Source organism: Hymenobacter lapidiphilus (assembly GCF_013377885.1).
GTDB classification, from domain to species: Bacteria; Bacteroidota; Bacteroidia; order Cytophagales; family Hymenobacteraceae; genus Hymenobacter; species Hymenobacter lapidiphilus.
Window position 1 is genome coordinate 29,430 of the sequence record NZ_JABKAU010000023.1, and the last position, 19,038, is coordinate 48,467.

Here is a 19,038-nt window from a genome sequence, read left to right on the forward strand (position 1 = left end):
CGTCCCACTAAGCGTTTATGCCTGCGTGAGGTCAGGTCTTTCGTGACTTACGACTGCGCGCTGGTACTGCTGGCCGAAGCTGGCTACGGCCTCTACCAGCGGCAGCGCGAAGCGGCCGGCTTCCGTCAGCTCGTACTCGACCCGAGGTGGTACTTCGCCAAAGTTGTGGCGCACGAGCAAGCCGGCATCGGTAAGGTGACGCAACTCCTGTACCAGCATTTTCTCGCTGATGTCGGGTAACAGCCGGCGCAACTCGCCGAAGCGGAGCGCCCCGCCACGCAGCTGGTGCAAAATCAGGAGCCGCCATTTGCCGCCAACCAGCTCCAACGTAGTGCGGATGGGGCAGCGAGCAGTGATGGATACGGGAGTTGAGACCATTTCTTACCTGTAAGTCAGTACCTGCCTTAGTGGAAGGTACAGGTAAGGTATGGTTCTTTACGGCAACCAATTTCCTATTCCATGAAAACTATTGCTCTTTTTGGCGGCTCCGGCCTCACGGGCCAGCAGTTTCTGACCCAGGCCCTGACGGCCGGTTACCGCGTCCGCGCCTTGGCCCGCGACCCGCAGAAAATTCCCCAGCGCTCCACTAAGCTCCAGGTTATCCAGGGCGACATCCTTAACGCCAATGACGTCGCCACTACCATAGAGGGCACCGACATCGTGGTGAGCTTGTTTGGGCAGGTAAAAGGCTCGCCCAAGGACGTGCAGACCCGCGGCACAGCCAACATTGTGGCCGCCATGAAAGAGGCCGGCATCCGGCGCATCATCAGCCTCTCGGGCGGCGGCCTGCCCTACGTCGACGACCGTCCCAAACTGGCCGACAAGCTCATCAAGGGCATCATGCGCCTCGTAGTGCCCCACGTACTCACCGACGCCCAAAACCACGCCGACGTACTCCGCCAAAGTGGCTTAGCCTGGGAAATCGTACGCGGCCCGCGCCTGACCACCGAGCCCGCCCGCGGCCAGTACCGCGTAGGCTGGGTAGGCGTCGATGCCAGCACCAGCATTGGCCGCGCCGACCTGGCCAACTTCATTCTCCAGCAAGTCGAAGCCGAGGGCTTCGTGCATAAAATGCCGTTTGTGAGCTACTGATCCCTATATTCCCAAAGAGTGCGGGTAACCGATAATTTCGGCTTCGGCGGCCAGCTGGGCCCAGTCGGTCAGGTCGGTGTTCAGGGCCTGGGCATTGGCCTGGGTGAGTGGCTCGTGGCGGTAGAAGCGGGCTATATCGGCGGCTTCCAGCGGCTCGCGCTCCGTTTCGTCGAGGTAATAGCCGTTGGCCCAGTCGGCGTAGGTTTCGGGGTCTTGGTCGAAAATGGCCAGCAAATCCTCCGAGCCATCGTCCTCGTCCTTGTCTATTATGCCGGTTTGCCAGCCGTGGGCGGGCGTGTACCACAGGCAGAAAGCAGTGCCGATAGAAGCCACCGGCTCGCCGAACATAAACTCCTCGAAGGCGGCGGGCAACCCCCGGGTAAGCTGCTCCTTATCGGCCGCCTCGTATCCCGAAAGCGAGCCGTTGATGCAGCAGCCCTCGGGCCGGAACAACACCATCAGCTGGTCGCCCTCGCCGTCGTTCATCTCCAGCATCTGCTCCCCTTCGTCCCATTGCGGGTCGTAGGTGTAGTAGCGATACTCGGGGTCGGGCGAGTTGATGGCGTCGAGCATGGCCAGCGCCTGGCCGAGGCGCTGCAAATCGGCGGCAGGCGGCAGGCCGGCGGAGTTGAGGGTGGAAAGCATATTCTGAAGCTCTTAGCTGACAGCTGTTAGCCGTTAGCGATGGTCTATTAAAACAGGATGGATGTCCGCGCCGGGCATATGTTCACAGCCCAAACGAATGTTTCAGCCCACAGGCCTCCACAGAACTCGGCTGCTCAATACGTCTTGGTCATATCGGCCGGCACTACCAGCACGAAATCGGCTTTCTGCTGATTGTCTTTCTCCAGCTTCGGCAGCTGTTCTTGTGAAACAGTGCTGATTGTAAGCACCTTCAGCTGTGGGTTTTGCTGGCGCAGGTAAGCCAGGATACCGTCGTGGTTATCGGAGTGGTAGCTGCCGTTGAGGTGTAGCAGCAGGTGGCCGGCGGGCCGGGCTTGGTTGAGGAAAAAGGCCATGGTAGCATCCTTGAGCGCTTGGGCCTGGATGATGTTCTGCACGCCGGCCGCATGAGCCGCGTCGCCCCCGAACATCTTCACCATGTTTTTGTAGCCGGGCAACTCGTAATCCACCGTCAGTGGCAATGGTGGCAGCCAGGTTTTGGTAGTGGTACCCAGCGTGTCGAGGGCCGCGAGGCTGCCTTTGGCCACCAGCGAGGCGTAGCGCCGCGGCACATTGGTGCCCACCACCCGAAATTTCTGCTTTCGGGCCAGTTGCAGCAGTGGCTTGTAGTCGGTGCCATAATTGGGCCAGGGCCGACTGGCGGCCTCGAAGTTCTGGTCGTCCAGCTCGCCGGTTATGTACTGGTCCACGAGCGGCTGCACGTCGCGCTCAAACATTTCGAGCCCCAGCACCAGCTGACCCTGTTTCAGGCGGAGCAAATCTTTGGTGAGCTGCAACTGCAGCCAGTGCGCAATGGGGTCGTTGTGCTGCTCGCCGAAGAACACCACGTCGGCCGCGGCCAGCTTCTTCAGCATGGCCTCGTAGCCTACCGGCTTACCGCCGGCCGCAAACAGACGGTAAGCCGGCCGGTCCTGAGCCTTGGCCAGGGCCGGGCCGATGAGTAGTAGCAGAAAGAGAAGAACGCGCATAGTTCAAAGATAACAGCTGGCGCGGACCAATTCTGCCGGTCATCCGGAACAGGCGAAGGACCTATACGGAAACCAACCCAACGTGTGGATTTGCTTCTGTATAGGTCCTTCGCCTGCTCCGGATGACCGGCAGAACTTACCGTTCTATCAGCCTTTATAAAACAGCCACTTCGACAGCTCGCGGTAGGTGATTTTTTTGCCGTACATGAGCACGCCCACCCGGTAGATGCGGGCTGCCACCCATACGGTGCCGATGAAACCTACAATCAGCAGCGCAACAGATAGGGCCAGCTGCCACACCGGCACCCCGAACGGCAGCCGGATAACCATGGCAATGGGCGAGGTGAACGGTATCATCGACATCCAGAAGGCCACCGGCCCGTCGGGGTTGCGCAGGATCACGCTCACCCCAATGATATAGCTCAGAATCAGGGGCATGGTAATCGGAAACATAAACTGCTGGGTGTCCGTCTGGTCATCCACGGCCGCTCCAATTGCCCCGAACAGCGCCCCATAGAGCAGGTAGCCGCCCAAAAAGTAAATCACGAAGCCAACCACAATCATACCCAGCGGCAGCCCGCGCAGGGCCTTAAACACACTGAACCGCTCCGATACGGCGGCGGCCGGGTCGGCCGGCGTTGCGGCGTTGTCGGCGCTGGCTACTTCGGCACCGCCCATTACCTGGGCCGCCCGCTCGGTACCGCCGGGGTTGGCCGCCATTTCGGTTTTGGCCGTGGCAGTCAGCTTATCGGCAAACAGGGCCGTTATGGCCGAGGTAGCTCCCACCGACAGGATACCCCAGAGCAAAAACTGGGTGAGGCCTACGCCCGCAATACCCACAATCTTGCCCATCATCAGGTCAAACGGCTTCACCGACGAAAGCATCACCTCCATAATCCGGCTCGATTTCTCCTCGCCCACACCGCGCATAATCTGCACGCCGTACATGAAAATGAACAGGTAAATGAGCAGTGCCAGCGCGTAGGCAATACCCGAGGTAGCCAGGGCGTTACTGTTCTTCTCCTTGCCACTTTCATCGAGGTTGATGCTGGCCACATCGATGTTGGTTTTCAGCGCATCCAGCTTTTCCTGTGACAGGCCCGAAGCCAGCATTTTGTCTTCCGAGAACAGCTTATCCAAAGCGTTTTCCACGGCCTGCTGCTTGCGGATGCTCACGTTGCCCTTGGCGTAGAGCTGCACGCCGCGCGGGGCCTCCAGGCTCAGGCCGGCTGGCAGGTACAGCAGCCCGTCAGCTTCGGATTTGAGGTAGTCCTTTTTCACCGTTTCCAGCGTGCCCTGCACAGGCTTAAACTGCATCTGCTTCGTCGAAACGAGCCGCGCGCCCAGGCGCTGCCCGCTCATATCGAGCACCTGCACTACGTCCTGCGTGTCGTTGTCGGAGGTGGCAATCTTAACGATGAAGAAGCCGAATGCAGCCACCACCAGCGGCACGAGTAGCGTCATGATCAGGAAGCTGCGCTTTTTTACCCGGGTCAGGTATTCACGCTGCGCGATAAGCCAGAAGTTGGAAGGCATGGTTTTTTGAGCTGTTAGCTAATAGCTGATGGCTGTTAGCTTTGAGTTTGATTAACAGATAATTACGCTAAAATCTAAGTCTGATTTTGCGCGAGAAGATACTCGTGTGCTGTTTCTTGTCAGAAAAAAGCTAACAGCTGTCAGCTTATGGCTAACAGCTTAGAAAGCTACGCTACCGGCTCTTCCACCAGCGTTTCGGGCATGGTTTCACGCACCCGCCGGATAAAGATTTCGTTGATGCTCGGAATCAGCTCGCGGAAAGCGTGTACCTCCACGTTGCCGATGAGGTAGCGCAGCAAATCGTTGGGCGTAGTGCCGGCGTGCAGCCGGATAATGTCGTGGAAATGGTCGTTTTCGCGCTCATGATGCTCCAGCACCTCAAAATCGGGATGCACCACCATCAGCCGGCCTTTGCCCTCTACCGAGTAAGTCTGGGTCCGGAAGGTATCCTTCACGGTGCTTACCGGCCCGTCGAGCACCTTGCGCGAACGGTTGATCAGGGCAATGTTGTCGCACATTTCCTCCACCGATTCCATGCGGTGGGTGGCCAGGATAATGGTTGCACCCTTGTCGCGCAGGGCCAGAATCTCGTCCTTGATGAGGTTGGCGTTGATGGGGTCGAAGCCCGAAAACGGCTCATCGAGGATGATAATACTGGGCTCGTGCAGCACGGTGGCAATAAACTGCACCTTCTGCTGCATGCCTTTACTCAGGTCTTCCACGTTTTTCTCCACCCAGGGCGTAAGGTCGAACCGCTGAATCCAGGCCTTGATGCGCTGGGTGGCATCGGTGCGGCTCAGGCCCTTCAGGCGGGCCAGGTACAGCAGCTGCTCGCCCACTTTCATTTTCTTGTACAGGCCACGCTCCTCGGGCAGGTAGCCGATTTCGGCAATGTGGCGGGGCGCGAGCCTCTCGCCCCGGATGCGGATTTCGCCGCCATCGGCCCCAGTTATCTGGGTGATAATTCGGATGAGCGAGGTTTTGCCGGCGCCGTTGGGCCCGAGCAAACCGTAAATACTGCGGTCCGGAATTTCCAGGCTCACATCGTTCAGGGCGACGTGCTCGCCGTAGGTTTTGCGCACGTTCAGGGCTTCGAGGGCTGGTTGCATCTGTTAGCTGATAGCTATTAGCTTCTGTTCGGAAGAATAAAGACTTGGAGAAACTTGCGGACGCTTAAATGTAGCGTTTTCTGAATTCTTGGATGGGCGAATTTCAACCAACCGGCTTCCTCAGTCCCGCAACTCGTGCAGCGCCGCTTCCAGCAGGTCGAGGTAGCGGCCGTAGCGGCGCTGGTGCTCCTTCTGGCCCGTGCGGTATGCTGCGTACATCAGCAACAACAACAGCACAATGCCCCCGCCCGCCATGCTCAGGTGCCATCCCCAGTTGGGTTGGCTAGGCTGTAGGTAGGCCCACAAATAGGTCCGGCGCACCACCACCGCAAACCCCGCTAACAATGCCAGCGACCCTACGCCCACATAGTCGTGCAGGCGCATAAGGTGCCGAAACCGGATGATGCGGGTAGTTAGGAACTGATGGAGGTTGGCCTGTTGCTGTTCCATCTGGCCGATGAGCTTCAGCCGCTGGTACACAATCAGGCCCACCAGACACAATATCGCAAAGATGCCCGCCGCAAAAAGCTGCAGCCTTACCGCATCACGGAAGAATATGAGCGCATCGAAAACGATTAGCACCAATCCCATACCTACGAATTTCAATTCCCGGGAAGCGTTTTTCTTCAGCCCAATCAATGGATTGGAAGAGCTATAGGACGTGAGCATAGTGCGGAGGGCTTGTTCAGAAGTAATGGTATCCGCAGGAAATCCAATGGGCTGGTGCTGCCAGCGGCTCTTCAAGTCATCGAGTTCCATCAGGCGGGTTGGGTTAGCAGTTGGCGAAGCTTGTCTTGCACCCGGTGCATTTTCACACGCACGTTATTTTGGGTGATGCCGAGGATATCGGCCATTTCGGCGTAGGTCTTTTCTTCCAGATAGAGCAACACGAAGGCCTTTTCGACGTCGGAAAGCCGTGCGATGGCTCGGTAGAGCTCAAGCAGGTCGTCGGGGTCGGGGCCTTCGGGCGGGGGCGCGGGCATTTCGGGCAGCCCATCGGGGCCGGGCAGACGGGCCGCGGCGGGCTGGCGGCCGCGGCGGCGCAGGTCCGATATAGCCACGTTCAGGGCCACCCGATACAGCCAGGTCCCCACCTGCACGTCGGGCCGGGCCTCGTAGCGCGGCCATGCCCGCCACAGCTGCAGCACAATTTCCTGGTACAAGTCCTGCCGGTCGTCGGCATCGGCGCAGTATAGGCGTGCCACCCGCCGCAGCCGGGGCTGGTGGGCGTTCAGGAGTTCCAGGAATTCCGGTGCGAGCGGAGCAGATGCCATCGGGAGGAGATTTGACGTCTATATCGACGGTTTTCAGTCAGCATTACAGGATTAAGATATTTTATTTTCCCACTGAGCAACACACCAAGGAGTAGGCAAGGAGTCTGTTCCGCCAGACATATCTATGGCCCAGCAAAGCACCCCAGAAACATGTATTTATACCTATATTTCAGTGCAATAGCAAGCTGTTCAAGCTATTCACAGTTTGCTGTATCGCCATCTACAATCAGCCACCACATGAAAAAAGCTCGTCTCCTAATCATCATCGTAGGCTCTGCGCTGATCGGGGTAGTGATTGGCCGGAGTCTCGTTAAGCTGATTCCGGCACCCGACCTCCATCCACTCTTTGGTCATGCCGTTGGATGGGCTGAAAACCTGCTCAAAGCAGGAGCTGTGCTGATGGCAATGTGGGCCGCACTGGCCGCGCACGAATTGGGCCACCTGCTGGTAGGCTTGGGCCAGGGGTTTCGCTTTGTCCTCTTCGTGGCGGGGCTATTGGGCGTCCGCCGCCACCCGCTTACCGACCGGATACAGGTATATTTCAATCGTGACCTGGCCCTGGCAGGGGGCGTGGCGGCCACCGTACCGACCCGCCGCGGCCCCCGGCTACGGCAGCAATTGGCGGCCATCTGTGCCGCGGGCCCGCTAACCAGCCTGCTCACCGGTGCAGCAGCCCTAGCCACGGGCTGGCACCTGCTGCACTCGCCCACCACCACGCTCCTAAACACGGTAGGCGGGCGAACCGGGGTGGTTTTCCTGCTGGTATTCGGACTGATGTCGGTAATGCTGTTTTTGGCTACTACGCTGCCCAAACGCACGGGTCCTTTCTTCACCGACCGGGGCCGGTTTTTCCGGCTATTGGGCGGTGGGCCAGCTGCGGCCACCGAGCAGGCCCAGCTAGAGTTGTTGGCCCATGTCCAGTCGGGCCAGCCCTACGCAGAGCTCGACTCCGACCAGTTAGCGCTGCTGCTTGCTGATGAGGAACCGCTCGTACGCTGCTTTGCGCACTTTATGGCCTACTACCGCGGCCTCGATCGGGCCGAGGATTTGGCGGCGCTAGGCCATATCCGCGCTGCCGAAGAGCTGGCCAATAACCAGCCACAGCTTTTCCGGAACGAAATCAGCAAAGAGCGCGCCTTTGCCGAAGCTTTTGTAGCCCGCGACGCAACTGCCGCCGAGCAGGCCTGGCACACCATCAAACCAGCCCTGCGCCAAACGCCCACCGCCCAGCACTACCTCGTGCAGGCAGCCTTGGCGCTGGCCCACCAGAATACCAGCGAAGCCCGCCGCCTCGCCCACCAAGGACAGCAGGCATTGCCCGCCACGCCCACCAAAACCGAAGATGTGCTACGGGCCAAGCTGCTCCGTCGGATGGTAGATTCCCTGCCCGATGCGCCCCTGCAAACACTACCGTAGCCGTCTGCCAACCGGAACGCTGCATCATGAAAAGTGCCGGCCTCTTTTGGGGCGGGCGCTTTTTATTTTCTCGCGCACCTCCACGAAAAAAACTTTATCACATCGTGTAATGCCCGCCGAAAACCGTCGATATACCCGGCAAATCTCCTCCCAGCGGCAGCTGCTCGGCTCACCGGAATTACTGAAATCGTTGAACGACCATTTCAGAACAGCCAAACAATTCTATTCAAGAAATCAGCACTGATTTCAGCATGTGAGGACGCGACCTAAGCAGCAACAGGCGCTTTTGCTACGCCTGTTTTACCGCCACCCAACTACGACCCGATGAGCCGGAGTACCTTTCGGGCGAAAGCAGCTTAACGATAGTTCTGAGGCCGTCAACCTGCTGCATCAAGCCACGCACAAGCTCACGGCTGGCCCACAAATCAAAAAGTCATTTAAAACCATCCCCTCCCCTTTTCCACCTTTTCCTGTAAAAAATGCGTCTTTTTAGCCTCTCGTTCGCCGCCACTTTACTACTTGCCAGTCCGCTTGCTCAGGCCCAAAAGGTGGCTAAAGCTCCCAAAACAGCTACTGCTCCGGCAACAACTAAATCCCTGCTCTGGGAAATTTCGGGCAACAAGCTCGCCAAACCCTCTTACGTGTTTGGCACCATCCACCTGCTTTGCGCCGACGACCTGAAGATGAGCGAGGCCGTGAAAAAGGCCATCGATAACTCCCAGCAAATTGCACTGGAGGTGGATATGGATAGCCCCACGATGATGGAGGAGATGCGCGGCCAGATGATGCTACCAGCCGGCCAGACCGTGCAGGGCTGCATGACGAAGGAAGAATACGCCGCCGTGAGTGAATATTACACCAACGAGCTGAAGATGCCCTTCGCCCAAATGGGCACCATGAAACCCTTCATCCTGTCGTCGTTGATGTACCCCAAAACGCTCGGCTGCCCGGTAGGCAGCTACGAGGGGACGTTGGTAGACATAGCCAAAGCCAAGCAGTTAGAAGTTATCGGCCTCGAAACGGTAGCCGATCAAATGGGCATATTCGATAAAATCCCCTGCGACAAGCAGGCCCGCATGCTGTCGGATATGGTAGCCAAGCGCAGCGAAGCCCAGCAGGAGTTCAAGGCCCTGTTCCAGCTATACCAGGCCCAAGACGTCGAAGGCCTCCTAAAAGCCTCACTGGCCAGCCAGTTCGGTATGAAGGAATACGAGGATGAACTCATCACCAACCGCAACAAGCGCTGGATACCTCTGATGGCCCAACAAGCCTCCAACAAACCCACCTTTTTCGCCGTCGGTGCCGCCCACCTGGGTGGATCAAATGGCGTACTAACGCTGCTCCGTCAGCAAGGGTACCAGGTAAAACCTGTTCTGTAGCCCCAGACAGGTCTCAGGCAGTAAAAAAGCCCGCTTTCCGGTTAAGGAAGGCGGGCTTTTCTGTGAAGGGAGAATATCGACGGATTATTTTGCTGGCTAAACCAGCAGCTACGCGAAGTACTCCTTTACTTTCTCGAAGAAGCCCTTGTCGTTTTTACCCGGGCTGGGCGTGAAATTACGCGAGTCGCGCAGCTTTTCGAGTAACTCACGCTCCTCATTGCTCACGTTTTTGGGGGTCCAGACGTTGAGGTGGATGAGCTGGTCGCCACGGCCGTAGCCATTGATGTCCTTGATGCCCTTGCCGCGCAGGCGCAGGATTTTACCCGGCTGGGTGCCCGGCTCCACCTTGATTTTCACCTTGCCCTCGATGGTCGGCACCTCGATGTTGGAGCCCAAAGCGGCATCCACGAACGAGATATACTGCTCGAACATGATGTTGTTGCCCTCGCGGCGCAACAGCTCGTGCGGCTCTTCCTCAATCTGAATAAGCAGGTCGCCGGGCACGCCACCACGCTCGGGGTAGTTGCCCTTGCCGGTCATGCTCAGCTGCATGCCCTCGGCCACGCCGGCCGGGATATTGATGGGAATGACCTCCTCATGCAGCTGGCGGCCGTCGCCCTTGCAGGTGTCGCAGGTGCTGGTTACCACTTTGCCTTCGCCCTCGCAGGTGGGGCAGGTACTGGCGCTTACCATTTGGCCGAGCATGGTGTTCACCACGCGCTTCACCTGGCCCTGGCCGTTGCAGGTGCCGCAGGTTTTCAGGTCGGTACCGTTTTTGGCACCCGTGCCCGAGCATGGCTCGCAGGCCACGTAGCGCTTCACCTTTATCTTCTTCTCGACGCCGTTGGCAATTTCTTCCAGATCGAGCTTGAGCTTGATGCGCAGGTTGGAACCCTTGCGCACGCGCCGCCCGCCCTGCTGGCCCCGGCCGCCCCCGAAGAAGCTCTCGAAGCCGCCGCCGCCGAAAATGTCGCCGAACTGGCTGAAGATGTCCTCCATGTTGGGGTTGCCGCCGCCGTTGCCGCCCATGCCCTGGTGGCCGTACTGGTCGTAGCGGGCACGCTTCTGCTCATTGCTGAGCACCTCGTACGCCTCGGCCGCCTCCTTAAACTTGTCCTCGGCCGTAGGGTCGTCGGGGTTTTTGTCGGGGTGATACTTGATGGCCACCTTGCGGTAGGCCTTCTTAATCTCGTCGCCCGCCGCGTTTTTGGCCACGCTCAGCACCTCGTAATAATCTCGCTTCGTTGCCATGTTGTTGTATTTCGTCTGTCATGCTGACGAAGGACGCATCTCTACCAAAGTGGTAATCCTTCGAAGAAGCGGTAGAGATGCGTCCTTCGTCAGCATGACAGGCGTTGTTTCGTTTACTGGCCCAGCACCACTTTGGCGTGGCGTAGCACCTTATCTCCCAGATAGTAGCCCTTCTCCACTTCGTCCACTATTTTGCCCTTCATGTCCTCCGACGGAGCCGGAATCTGGGTAATAGCTTCGTGTAGCTCGGGGTCGAAGGCTGTGCCTGCGGCATTCATCGGAGTCAGTCCCTTCTGCTCCAGAATTTTACCAAGCTTGTTCTGGATGATGTTCATGGCCTCGCGCACGGTGCCGGCATCTTCGGTGGTCTGGGTGTGGTGACGGGCCCGTTCAAAATCATCCAGCACGGGCAGCAACACAACCATCAACTCCTGGTTGGCGCTCTTGAACAGGTCGATGCGCTCCTTGGAAGTGCGACGCTTGTAGTTCTCAAACTCAGCCGCCAGGCGCAGGTACTTGTCCTTAAGGTCGGCCAGCTCGGTATCGGCCGCGGGAACACCGGTTTCGGTCGTTGGCTCGTCGGTCATTTCGCCAGCCACGGGGGCAGCGGGGTCGGTCAGGTTGTCGTCCTGGGGCAGGTTCTGGTCGTCAGCCATAGTCGTAAAATATCGTCGAAAAGGGTTTTTCACTGGATTAGCCGAAAGGCAAGAGGCCGGGTGCAAGCAATAGGCCAAAGCGGTATTGGCTGTCAGTTTGGCACAAACAACGGGCCGGGCGCAGGAGTCGTTCCTGCACCCGGCCCGTTATTTATGGCACTCTACTCCGCGTGCAGCGCCGTCCAGATCATGTCTTTCAGCGGCTGGATGTTTTTGTTGGTCAGGCTGGAAATGAAAACGGTAGGCAGCTCGGTGGGCAGCGTGGCCCGGATTTCCTCCTCCAACTCCTCATCAAGCATATCCGACTTGGTGATGGCCAGCAGCCGTTTCTTGTCCAGCAACTCGGGGTTGAACTGCTCCAACTCGCTGAGTAGCACCTGGTACTCGGCATTGATGTCGGGCGAGTCGCAGCTGATCATAAACAGCAGAATCGAGTTACGTTCGACGTGACGCAGGAAGCGGTGGCCCAAGCCTTTACCCTCGGCCGCCCCCTCAATAATGCCCGGAATATCGGCCATCACAAACGACTTGTAGTCGCGGTAGGCGACTACACCCAGGTTGGGCGTTAGGGTGGTGAAGGCGTAATCGGCAATTTTGGGCGTGGCGGCCGAAACCACCGAAAGCAGCGTGCTCTTGCCCGCGTTCGGGAAGCCCACCAGGCCCACATCGGCCAGCAGCTTGAGTTCCAGAATCACCCACTCATCAATGCCCTCCTCGCCGGGCTGGGCATAGCTGGGCGCCTGGTTGGTAGCCGATTTGAAGTGGTCGTTGCCGAGGCCGCCGCGGCCGCCGGGCGTCAGAATCAGGCGCTGGCCAGCTTCGGTAATCTCCAGCTTCTTCTCGCCGGTTTCGGCGTCGCGGGCTACCGTGCCCAGCGGCACCTGAATAATAATATCCTGGCCCTGCTTACCGGAACGCAGGTTTTCGCCGCCGCCTTCGCCCGCCTCGGCAATCAGGTGCTTCCGAAACTGCAGGTGCAGCAACGTCCACAGCTGGGAGCTGCCCTCCAGAATAATGTGACCACCACGGCCGCCGTCGCCACCATCAGGCCCACCGTTGGGCAGGCCCTTGGCCCGGAAAAAGTGGTGCGAACCTGCCCCGCCCCGGCCCGAGCGGCAATTGATTTTAACGTAGTCGATGAAGTTATTAGAAGCCAATTTCGTTGCGAAGCTAGGAGTTGGAAGACAGGAGATAGAAGCCCTATCATCCCTAAAAAAGACTGTCATCCTGCCCCTTCCGCTGGTTGAGCGGAGTACGCAGGATGACAGAAGGGAGATTCTGCCGCAGCCCGAGCGGGCCGCAGCGGCAAAGTTACGCTTTTACTTCCTTGGTAGCCTGCTGGCTGCCGCTGGTAGTAGCGGGCTGGTGCTGATCGAGGATGGCGCAGATCTGGCCGAAAATATTATCGATGGCCCCAATCCCGTTCAGGGCGTGAAATTTATTCTGGGTAGCATAGTAGCCGGCCACTTGGGCGGTTTCGGTGTTGTACACCGTCACGCGCCGGGTGATTTTAGCCTCATCCTGGTCGTCGGGGCGGCCCGAGGTTTTACCACGTTCCAGCAGCCGCTTCACCAGCTCCTGCTCCTGCACTTCCAGCGCCACCATGCACGACACCTTGGTATTGTGCACAGCCAGCAACTGGTCGAGGCTTTCGGCCTGGGGCACGGTACGCGGGAAACCATCGAAGATGAAGCCTGCCGCCTGCTCGTTCTCTTTGAGGGCCGAACCAATCATGCCGATTACTACCTCATCGGGCACTAACAGGCCTTCGTCCATGAGCTTTTTGGCTTTCAGGCCCAGCTCAGTACCGCGGGTAATCTGGGCCCGCAGCAGGTCGCCGGTAGAGAGGTGCACCAGGTTATAGCGGGCAATCAGCTTCTGACTTTGCGTGCCTTTACCGGCCCCGGGAGGGCCAAATAGTACAAGATTAAGCATGAGCAGCGAGGAGTTACGCGGAAAGGTTGAAATAGGCGGGTTTGGGAAATATAAGCACGAAACGGCAAACGCCCCGCGCAAAGCTACGGCCGGAATCCGGTATCGGAGGCGACGGTCCGGCTTATACGGCTTGGTAGACGTCGGGGTAATTGCGGCCCAAACCGTCGAAATCGAGGCCGTAGCCCACAATAAAGTCGTTGGGAATGGGCAGACCCACGTAGCGCAACGGCAGTTCATGCTGAAGGCACTCGGGCTTGAGAAACAGCGTGGCCACTTCCAGCGAGGCTGGTTGTTTGGCCCCCAGCGTATCGAGCAGCATGCGCATGGTGTGGCCCGTATCTACGATATCTTCTACCAGCACCACATGGCGGCCCTGCAGCTCCTCAGTCAGGCCCAGCACCTCCTTGATTTCGCCGCTGCTGCTGGTGCCCGTGTAGGAGGCCACCCGGATAAAGCATACTTCGCAGGTCAGGCTGATGTGCTTGAGCAGATCGGCGGCAAACATGAACGAGCCGTTGAGCACCACCACAAACAGCAGTTGCCGGCCGGCATAATCCTGATTGATGCGACCGGCGACGTCGGCAATGGCCGTCGTCAACTCCCGGGCCGACAAATAGGGTTTAAACTCTTTGTCGTGCAGCGTAATATGGTCGGGATTCATCTGCTTGAGGTTGGGCTCAAAGTCAATAGGCAGGTCAAAGGTAGAGTTTACCGCTTAGATGGCAGTAAATAGCTGGAGGGTTTGGGGAAAAAGCGAGGTAGGGTGCGGGGCTTGTCCCCGCCCGCCGTTGCACGGAACCTGATGTGGTCGTTTAACGGCGCAGGTAAGCCCCGCACCCAACTCGTTCTCTACTTAATCAATACAGCTACTGCAGCAGCCGGCACGGGTAACGCGGACCGCACGTGCGTAGCCGGCACCTCAGGAGCCTGCACCACACCGCGGCTCGGGGCGGCAATGTGGGGGGCAATAACGAGCGAAACAATGCTCATTAGCTTGATGAGGATGTTCATGCTGGGGCCCGAAGTGTCCTTGAACGGGTCGCCCACTGTGTCGCCGGTTACGGAGGCCTTATGGGCATCTGAGCCTTTGTACTGCATCACGCCGTCAATCATCACGCCTTTCTCAAACGACTTTTTGGCGTTGTCCCAAGCCCCACCGGCATTACTCTGGAAGATGGCCATCAACACGCCGCTCACCGTTACGCCGGCCAGCGTGCCGCCCAGCACTTCGGGCCCGAAGGTGAAGCCCACCAGCACCGGCACCAGCAGGGCAATGGCACCCGGCAGCATCATTTCGCGGATGGCGGCGTCGGTGGAAATGGCTACGCACTTCTCGTACTCAGGCCGACCAGTGCCTTCCATGATACCCGGAATCTCGCGAAACTGACGGCGCACTTCCTGCACCATAGCCATAGCCGCCCGCCCCACGGCCGAAATAGCCAGGCCCGAGAAGATAAACGGAATCATGGCCCCCACAAACAGCCCTGCCAGCACCCGGGCATTACTGATATCGATACTCGTGATGTTAGCCGTGCCCATGAAGGCGGCAAACAGGGCCAGCGAGGTAAGCGCGGCCGAAGCAATGGCAAAACCCTTGCCCGTGGCGGCGGTGGTGTTGCCCACGGCATCCAGAATATCGGTCCGCTCGCGCACTTCCTTGGGCAAGTCGCTCATTTCGGCAATGCCGCCGGCGTTATCGGCAATGGGGCCGAAGGCGTCGATAGCCAGCTGCATGGCGGTGGTGGCCATCATACCGGCTGCGGCAATGGCTACGCCGTAAAGTCCGGCGAATTCATAGCTGAGAATAATGCCCGCCGCCAGCACCAGAATGGGCAGCACGGTGCTTTCCATCCCCACCGACAGCCCGCCAATAACCGTGGTGGCGTGCCCCGTGGAGCTTTGGCGCACAATGCTGAGCACCGGCCGCCGGCCCATAGCCGTATAATATTCGGTGATGATGCTCATCAGCGTGCCCACTATCAGGCCGACAATCACGGCCCAGAAGACACTCATGGCATTAAACGTAACGCCACGAATCACGAGGTCCTCAGTAGGCAGGATCCAGCGGATGATGAAGAACGAAGCCACCGCCGAAACGACCACCGACACATAGTTGCCAAAATTGAGCGCACCCTGCACGTTACCGCCCTCCTTTACCCGCACCAGCAAAATGCCAATCAGCGAGGCCACGATGCCCATGCCAGCAATCACCATCGGCAGCAGAATCGGCGAGAGGCCCTGAAACTGGTCGCCGCGGGCAATAACTTCGCGGCCCAGCACCATGGTCGCCAGAATAGTGGCCACGTAGGAGCCGAACAGGTCGGCGCCCATGCCGGCCACGTCGCCTACGTTGTCGCCCACGTTATCGGCAATGGTGGCGGGGTTGCGGGGGTCGTCTTCTGGAATCCCGGCCTCCACTTTACCCACCAGATCGGCTCCAACGTCGGCGGCCTTAGTGTATATGCCGCCGCCCACGCGGGCAAACAGGGCAATGCTTTCGGCCCCCAGCGAGAAGCCCGTGAGCACCTCCAGCGCCGTTTCCATCTCGATGCCATTGGCCGTTCCGCCCTTGCTCACTACAAATAGCTGGTAGAAGACGATAAAGAGCGAGCCAAGCCCCATCACGGCCAGTCCGGCCACGCCCATACCCATCACCGAACCACCCGAAAACGACACATTCAGCGCTTTACTTAGACTTGTGCGGGCCGCCTGGGCCGTGCGCACGTTGGCCTTGGTGGCAATCTTCATTCCAATATACCCCGCCAGCGCCGACAGAAAGGCCCCGATGATGAAAGCAATGACAATTACCGGGCTCGACTTTTCACCGGTGCTACCCAGGTAGAACAGGAAGGCCGAGGCAATGAGCACGAAGATGGCCATCACCCGGTATTCGGCCCGCAGGAAGGCAATGGCCCCATCGGCAATGTAGCCGGCAATAGTGCGCATCCGCTCGTCGCCGGCATCCTGCCGGCTCACCCAGCCCGAGCGCACCCAGGTATACAAAAGCGCAAAAAGGCCCAGTACGGGCACGGCGTAAAGAACAAGCGGCATAAGCGGTGGGAAGTTGGTTTTGGTTGAGAAAGAGTTTAGGTGGGGTAAAATAGAGCTTATTCGCTAATACCCAATGCTTCTGATTTTTAGCTGTTAGCCGAGAGCGATTAGCTGTTGGCTCTCTTCTACACAAAAAGAACGTCATTCAAGCTATGTAGGTGTTGCGCTACACAGCTTAAATGACGTCCTTTCTCCTCCAGAAGACGGTAACTTCTGTTTGAACGGAAGCTAACAGCCAGCAGCTTTCAGCTAAGAGCTCAGGAATTCTACAGCTCCCGCATTAATACCCGATAAAGCGCCAGCATACTCTCAATATCGCGCTTGTCCACGATTTCGTCGGGGGAATGCACGTTATCCTCGGGGGCTCCAACAAAGCACCAGTCCCAAGGTTGAGCGCCATGCTGGAGTTCCTTGGCGTCGGAGCCACCGCTGCCTTCCACCTCCAGTTGGTGCGGAACGCCAGATTTTGCCGCTATCCGGCGGATGCGGTCAACGTAGGCACGGCGCGGAATCAGCGAGTCGCGCAAACTGATGGCGACACCCTCACCGGGGTGCACACCTTCGGTTACCCAAGTGATGTCGGAAATCAGGGCCTGGCGTACACCATAGGTTTCGTAGATATGCTTGGCCAGGTAAGCTACCGAGCCCCCACCATGCTCTTCCCAGCATGAGAACACTATAATACCGTGCTCCAGTGTTTCGCACAGCCGCAGTGCATTCCAGACACCCAAACGATTGTCGAGGTAGCAGCTTTGCACAGTGGTTTCGGTTTCACGAAAGTCGCAATGGAACGTCAGTTCCGTGCCTCGGTCAATTTCCCGGCTATAGTCGTAGCTCAATGCGCCGGTAGCTTCGTCCACCACCAGGGTACAGTCAATCTTTCCCTGAGAGTCTTCGCCCACCAGCCGGTAGCCGGTTTCGGCCACTGGCCCACCAATGCGCACTAACTGCCGGCCGTAACGCACAGTAAAGCCGATGCTGTCGAGATGGGCAAAAACAGCGGTACGCGGCCTACCAAACACCAGAATAATACAATCCTGAAATTCATCTCCTGTTAGTACATCAGGCTTAGTGTGCCACTGGTCCACGTTTTGCCCCACATAGCGGAGCACAAATTCAGTGAGTTGGGTTTCATGCCCTGAAGGGGCCTGAATATGGCACATAGCGCGTAGAAGCTCCATCTGGTATATTTTTTTTGTCCAAAATAGCGCTAAAAGTTCTACTTTAGCCTTTCCGTCGGGCTTCAGCGGGCTCGTTTCCACTTCTGCCCGCCGTTGCGATTTGCCGAGCGTATGCACCAATTGTTACAATTATTATTTTTTCTGCTGTTACTGCTTCCCTGGGTGGCCCGCGCCCAGCAGCCAGTTGGCATCCCTCCTCCACCGCCGCCTTCTGAGGCCACGCGTTCGGAGACCATGGGCCCCGATCTTACACGCCCCGACTTGCTACCCGACTCGACTCGGCAGGTGAAGCTGGAAAATGTTGATGTGGCCCCGGCAACCGTTGACATTTCGGGTTGGCTGCTACTCGACAAGGATATTCAGACCGAGTTAGAAGGGGCCGTATACAACCTCTACAACTTTAAATACGACAAGGCCGAGCGCCAATTCAGGAGCCTCCGCCGACGGTACCCCAACCATCCGATGCCCTATTTTCTGCTGGGGCTCAGCGCCTGGTGGAAAATCGTGCCTACCGGTATTCAGACCAAGCTCTACGACCGGCAGTTTTTCGCCTACATGGATACCACGATAACCAAGGCGGAGGCACTTTACAAAAAGGATAATAAGAATTATGAGGCCTGCTTTTTTCTGGCCGCCGGCTATGGCTTCGATGCCCGCCTGCATGCCGAGCGTCGCGACTGGCGCAAAGCTACCGTCAGCGCCAAACGCGCACTCGACTACCTAGAAAAAAGCAAGGAAGCCAACGACCTGAGCCCTGAGTTTCTTTTCGGGCAGGCATTGTTTAATTACTATGCTGTATGGGTTCCCGAAAACTACCCCCTTCTCAAGCCTGTGCTACTGTTCTTTCCGAAAGGGAATAAACAATTAGGTCTGCAACAGTTGCGCAACGTAGCTGAGAACGGGTTTTATGTCGGTCCAGAGGCACGCACCTACCTCATGCGTATTCTTCTCATCGAGGAAGACAAGCCAGCCGAAGCCCTGCCTGTAGCCCGGTATCTGGCCACCACCTATCCCGAAAACGCGTTTTTCCAACGGCACTACGCTAACGCCTGCTTCCGCGAAGGCCAGTTCCGGGAGTGCGAGCGGGTTAGCCGAGACCTGCTCGATAAGCTGGGCCGCGGCCTTCCCGGCTATGAGGCCAATGGGGGCCGTTACGCCACCTACTTCCTGGCCTACTTCATGCAGCATAAGTATAAGGACCTTGCCAAGGCCCGCGACTACTACCAGCGCTGTATCGTGTTTGCCGAACAGAACAACGAAACCAACTACGGTTTCTACGTGTTCGCCAATCTAGCCCTGGCCCGCCTCGCCACCGATGCAAAGGATGGGCGCGCCGCCCGCCGTTATTACGCCGTGGTGCTGGAAAAATCGGACCGTAAGTCCGACCAGTACAAAGAAGCGCGGGGGTATTTGAAGGTTAAATAGCCGGCAAATATTGTAGAAGAGCCGAGACATAGGCCATAATGGCATGCTGAACGCAGCCTATACACGCTGACGTACCCAACT

Annotated in this window: 18 protein-coding genes; 4 read left to right on the forward strand and 14 right to left on the reverse strand. The window is 58.1% G+C overall.

Annotation, left to right across the window (positions count from 1 at the left end; genetic code table 11):
* Nucleotides 1-15: 15 nt before the first annotated feature.
* Nucleotides 16-378, reverse strand: coding sequence for a winged helix-turn-helix transcriptional regulator (locus HW554_RS12790; protein WP_176908981.1), 363 nt, complete (start codon nt 376-378; stop codon nt 16-18).
* An 81-nt stretch (nt 379-459) separates the two neighbouring features.
* Between HW554_RS12790 and HW554_RS12795 the strand changes: the two genes are divergently transcribed.
* Nucleotides 460-1,092 carry an NAD(P)-dependent oxidoreductase gene (locus tag HW554_RS12795; RefSeq protein ID WP_176908982.1) on the forward strand — a complete coding sequence of 211 codons (633 nt, stop codon included), beginning with the start codon at nt 460-462 and terminating at the stop codon, nt 1,090-1,092.
* Between the two features lie 3 nt (nt 1,093-1,095).
* On the opposite strand, the gene HW554_RS12800 is transcribed toward HW554_RS12795, so the two are convergent.
* From HW554_RS12800 to HW554_RS12825, 6 genes are all read right to left on the reverse strand, one after another.
* Nucleotides 1,096-1,737, reverse strand: coding sequence for a hypothetical protein (locus HW554_RS12800; RefSeq protein WP_176908983.1), 642 nt, complete (start codon nt 1,735-1,737; stop codon nt 1,096-1,098).
* Between the two features lie 134 nt (nt 1,738-1,871).
* Nucleotides 1,872-2,744 carry a ChaN family lipoprotein gene (locus tag HW554_RS12805; RefSeq protein WP_176908984.1) on the reverse strand — a complete coding sequence of 291 codons (873 nt, stop codon included), beginning with the start codon at nt 2,742-2,744 and terminating at the stop codon, nt 1,872-1,874.
* Nucleotides 2,745-2,891: 147 nt separating this feature from the next.
* Nucleotides 2,892-4,280, reverse strand: a complete 1,389-nt coding sequence (locus HW554_RS12810) for an ABC transporter permease (RefSeq protein ID WP_176908985.1) — start codon at nt 4,278-4,280, stop codon at nt 2,892-2,894.
* A gap of 167 nt (nt 4,281-4,447) precedes the next feature.
* Nucleotides 4,448-5,389 (reverse strand): ABC transporter ATP-binding protein, encoded by a 942-nt coding sequence (locus tag HW554_RS12815; protein ID WP_176908986.1) that lies wholly within the window; start codon nt 5,387-5,389, stop codon nt 4,448-4,450.
* A gap of 120 nt (nt 5,390-5,509) precedes the next feature.
* The gene (locus HW554_RS12820; RefSeq protein ID WP_176908987.1) at nt 5,510-5,980 is read right to left on the reverse strand and encodes a hypothetical protein; all 471 of its coding nucleotides are present in this window, start codon (nt 5,978-5,980) and stop codon (nt 5,510-5,512) included.
* Nucleotides 5,981-6,147: 167 nt separating this feature from the next.
* Nucleotides 6,148-6,663, reverse strand: a complete 516-nt coding sequence (locus HW554_RS12825; RefSeq protein WP_176908988.1) for an RNA polymerase sigma factor — start codon at nt 6,661-6,663, stop codon at nt 6,148-6,150.
* 237 nt (nt 6,664-6,900) lie between these two features.
* On the opposite strand from HW554_RS12825, the gene HW554_RS12830 reads away from it, so the two are divergent.
* Both HW554_RS12830 and HW554_RS12835 read left to right on the forward strand, forming a co-directional pair.
* Complete coding sequence (locus HW554_RS12830; protein WP_176908989.1) at nt 6,901-8,079, forward strand: site-2 protease family protein; 1,179 nt, start codon at nt 6,901-6,903, stop codon at nt 8,077-8,079.
* Between the two features lie 479 nt (nt 8,080-8,558).
* Nucleotides 8,559-9,458 (forward strand): TraB/GumN family protein, encoded by a 900-nt coding sequence (locus tag HW554_RS12835; RefSeq protein ID WP_176908990.1) that lies wholly within the window; start codon nt 8,559-8,561, stop codon nt 9,456-9,458.
* A 108-nt stretch (nt 9,459-9,566) separates the two neighbouring features.
* Here HW554_RS12835 and dnaJ read toward each other — a convergent pair whose 3' ends face one another.
* The 7 genes from dnaJ to HW554_RS12870 all read right to left on the reverse strand — a co-directional run bounded on the left by dnaJ (nt 9,567) and on the right by HW554_RS12870 (nt 17,532).
* Nucleotides 9,567-10,709, reverse strand: coding sequence for a molecular chaperone DnaJ (gene dnaJ / locus HW554_RS12840; RefSeq protein ID WP_176908991.1), 1,143 nt, complete (start codon nt 10,707-10,709; stop codon nt 9,567-9,569).
* Between the two features lie 113 nt (nt 10,710-10,822).
* On the reverse strand, nt 10,823-11,365 hold the full coding sequence (locus HW554_RS12845; protein WP_176908992.1) for a nucleotide exchange factor GrpE: 543 nt from the start codon (nt 11,363-11,365) through the stop codon (nt 10,823-10,825).
* 161 nt (nt 11,366-11,526) lie between these two features.
* Nucleotides 11,527-12,522 (reverse strand): GTPase ObgE, encoded by a 996-nt coding sequence (obgE, locus tag HW554_RS12850; protein WP_176908993.1) that lies wholly within the window; start codon nt 12,520-12,522, stop codon nt 11,527-11,529.
* Nucleotides 12,523-12,676: 154 nt separating this feature from the next.
* Nucleotides 12,677-13,300, reverse strand: a complete 624-nt coding sequence (locus HW554_RS12855; protein WP_176908994.1) for an adenylate kinase — start codon at nt 13,298-13,300, stop codon at nt 12,677-12,679.
* Nucleotides 13,301-13,421: 121 nt separating this feature from the next.
* A complete protein-coding gene (gene hpt / locus HW554_RS12860; RefSeq protein ID WP_176908995.1) occupies nt 13,422-13,961 on the reverse strand; it encodes a hypoxanthine phosphoribosyltransferase in 540 nt (179 codons plus the stop codon).
* A 188-nt stretch (nt 13,962-14,149) separates the two neighbouring features.
* Nucleotides 14,150-16,351 carry a sodium-translocating pyrophosphatase gene (locus HW554_RS12865; protein ID WP_176908996.1) on the reverse strand — a complete coding sequence of 734 codons (2,202 nt, stop codon included), beginning with the start codon at nt 16,349-16,351 and terminating at the stop codon, nt 14,150-14,152.
* Between the two features lie 266 nt (nt 16,352-16,617).
* Complete coding sequence (locus HW554_RS12870) at nt 16,618-17,532, reverse strand: M20/M25/M40 family metallo-hydrolase (protein ID WP_176908997.1); 915 nt, start codon at nt 17,530-17,532, stop codon at nt 16,618-16,620.
* A 111-nt stretch (nt 17,533-17,643) separates the two neighbouring features.
* Here HW554_RS12870 and HW554_RS12875 point away from each other — a divergent pair, with 111 nt between their 5' ends.
* Nucleotides 17,644-18,957 carry a tetratricopeptide repeat protein gene (locus HW554_RS12875; protein ID WP_176908998.1) on the forward strand — a complete coding sequence of 438 codons (1,314 nt, stop codon included), beginning with the start codon at nt 17,644-17,646 and terminating at the stop codon, nt 18,955-18,957.
* The last annotated feature ends 81 nt before the right edge of the window (nt 18,958-19,038 follow it).

Coding starts and splice junctions, on each gene's coding strand:
- HW554_RS12800 (WP_176908983.1), bottom strand. CDS start 1,737: ATGCTTTCCACCCTCAACTCCGCCGGCCTGCCGCCTGCCGCCGATTTG.
- HW554_RS12870 (WP_176908997.1), bottom strand. CDS start 17,532: ATGGAGCTTCTACGCGCTATGTGCCATATTCAGGCCCCTTCAGGGCAT.
- HW554_RS12825 (WP_176908988.1), bottom strand. CDS start 6,663: ATGGCATCTGCTCCGCTCGCACCGGAATTCCTGGAACTCCTGAACGCC.
- HW554_RS12805 (WP_176908984.1), bottom strand. CDS start 2,744: ATGCGCGTTCTTCTCTTTCTGCTACTACTCATCGGCCCGGCCCTGGCC.
- dnaJ (WP_176908991.1), bottom strand. CDS start 10,709: ATGGCAACGAAGCGAGATTATTACGAGGTGCTGAGCGTGGCCAAAAAC.
- HW554_RS12790 (WP_176908981.1), bottom strand. CDS start 378: ATGGTCTCAACTCCCGTATCCATCACTGCTCGCTGCCCCATCCGCACT.
- HW554_RS12830 (WP_176908989.1), top strand. CDS start 6,901: ATGAAAAAAGCTCGTCTCCTAATCATCATCGTAGGCTCTGCGCTGATC.
- HW554_RS12875 (WP_176908998.1), top strand. CDS start 17,644: ATGCACCAATTGTTACAATTATTATTTTTTCTGCTGTTACTGCTTCCC.
- HW554_RS12855 (WP_176908994.1), bottom strand. CDS start 13,300: ATGCTTAATCTTGTACTATTTGGCCCTCCCGGGGCCGGTAAAGGCACG.
- HW554_RS12820 (WP_176908987.1), bottom strand. CDS start 5,980: ATGGGATTGGTGCTAATCGTTTTCGATGCGCTCATATTCTTCCGTGAT.
- HW554_RS12835 (WP_176908990.1), top strand. CDS start 8,559: ATGCGTCTTTTTAGCCTCTCGTTCGCCGCCACTTTACTACTTGCCAGT.
- HW554_RS12795 (WP_176908982.1), top strand. CDS start 460: ATGAAAACTATTGCTCTTTTTGGCGGCTCCGGCCTCACGGGCCAGCAG.
- hpt (WP_176908995.1), bottom strand. CDS start 13,961: ATGAATCCCGACCATATTACGCTGCACGACAAAGAGTTTAAACCCTAT.
- HW554_RS12865 (WP_176908996.1), bottom strand. CDS start 16,351: ATGCCGCTTGTTCTTTACGCCGTGCCCGTACTGGGCCTTTTTGCGCTT.
- HW554_RS12815 (WP_176908986.1), bottom strand. CDS start 5,389: ATGCAACCAGCCCTCGAAGCCCTGAACGTGCGCAAAACCTACGGCGAG.
- HW554_RS12845 (WP_176908992.1), bottom strand. CDS start 11,365: ATGGCTGACGACCAGAACCTGCCCCAGGACGACAACCTGACCGACCCC.
- HW554_RS12810 (WP_176908985.1), bottom strand. CDS start 4,280: ATGCCTTCCAACTTCTGGCTTATCGCGCAGCGTGAATACCTGACCCGG.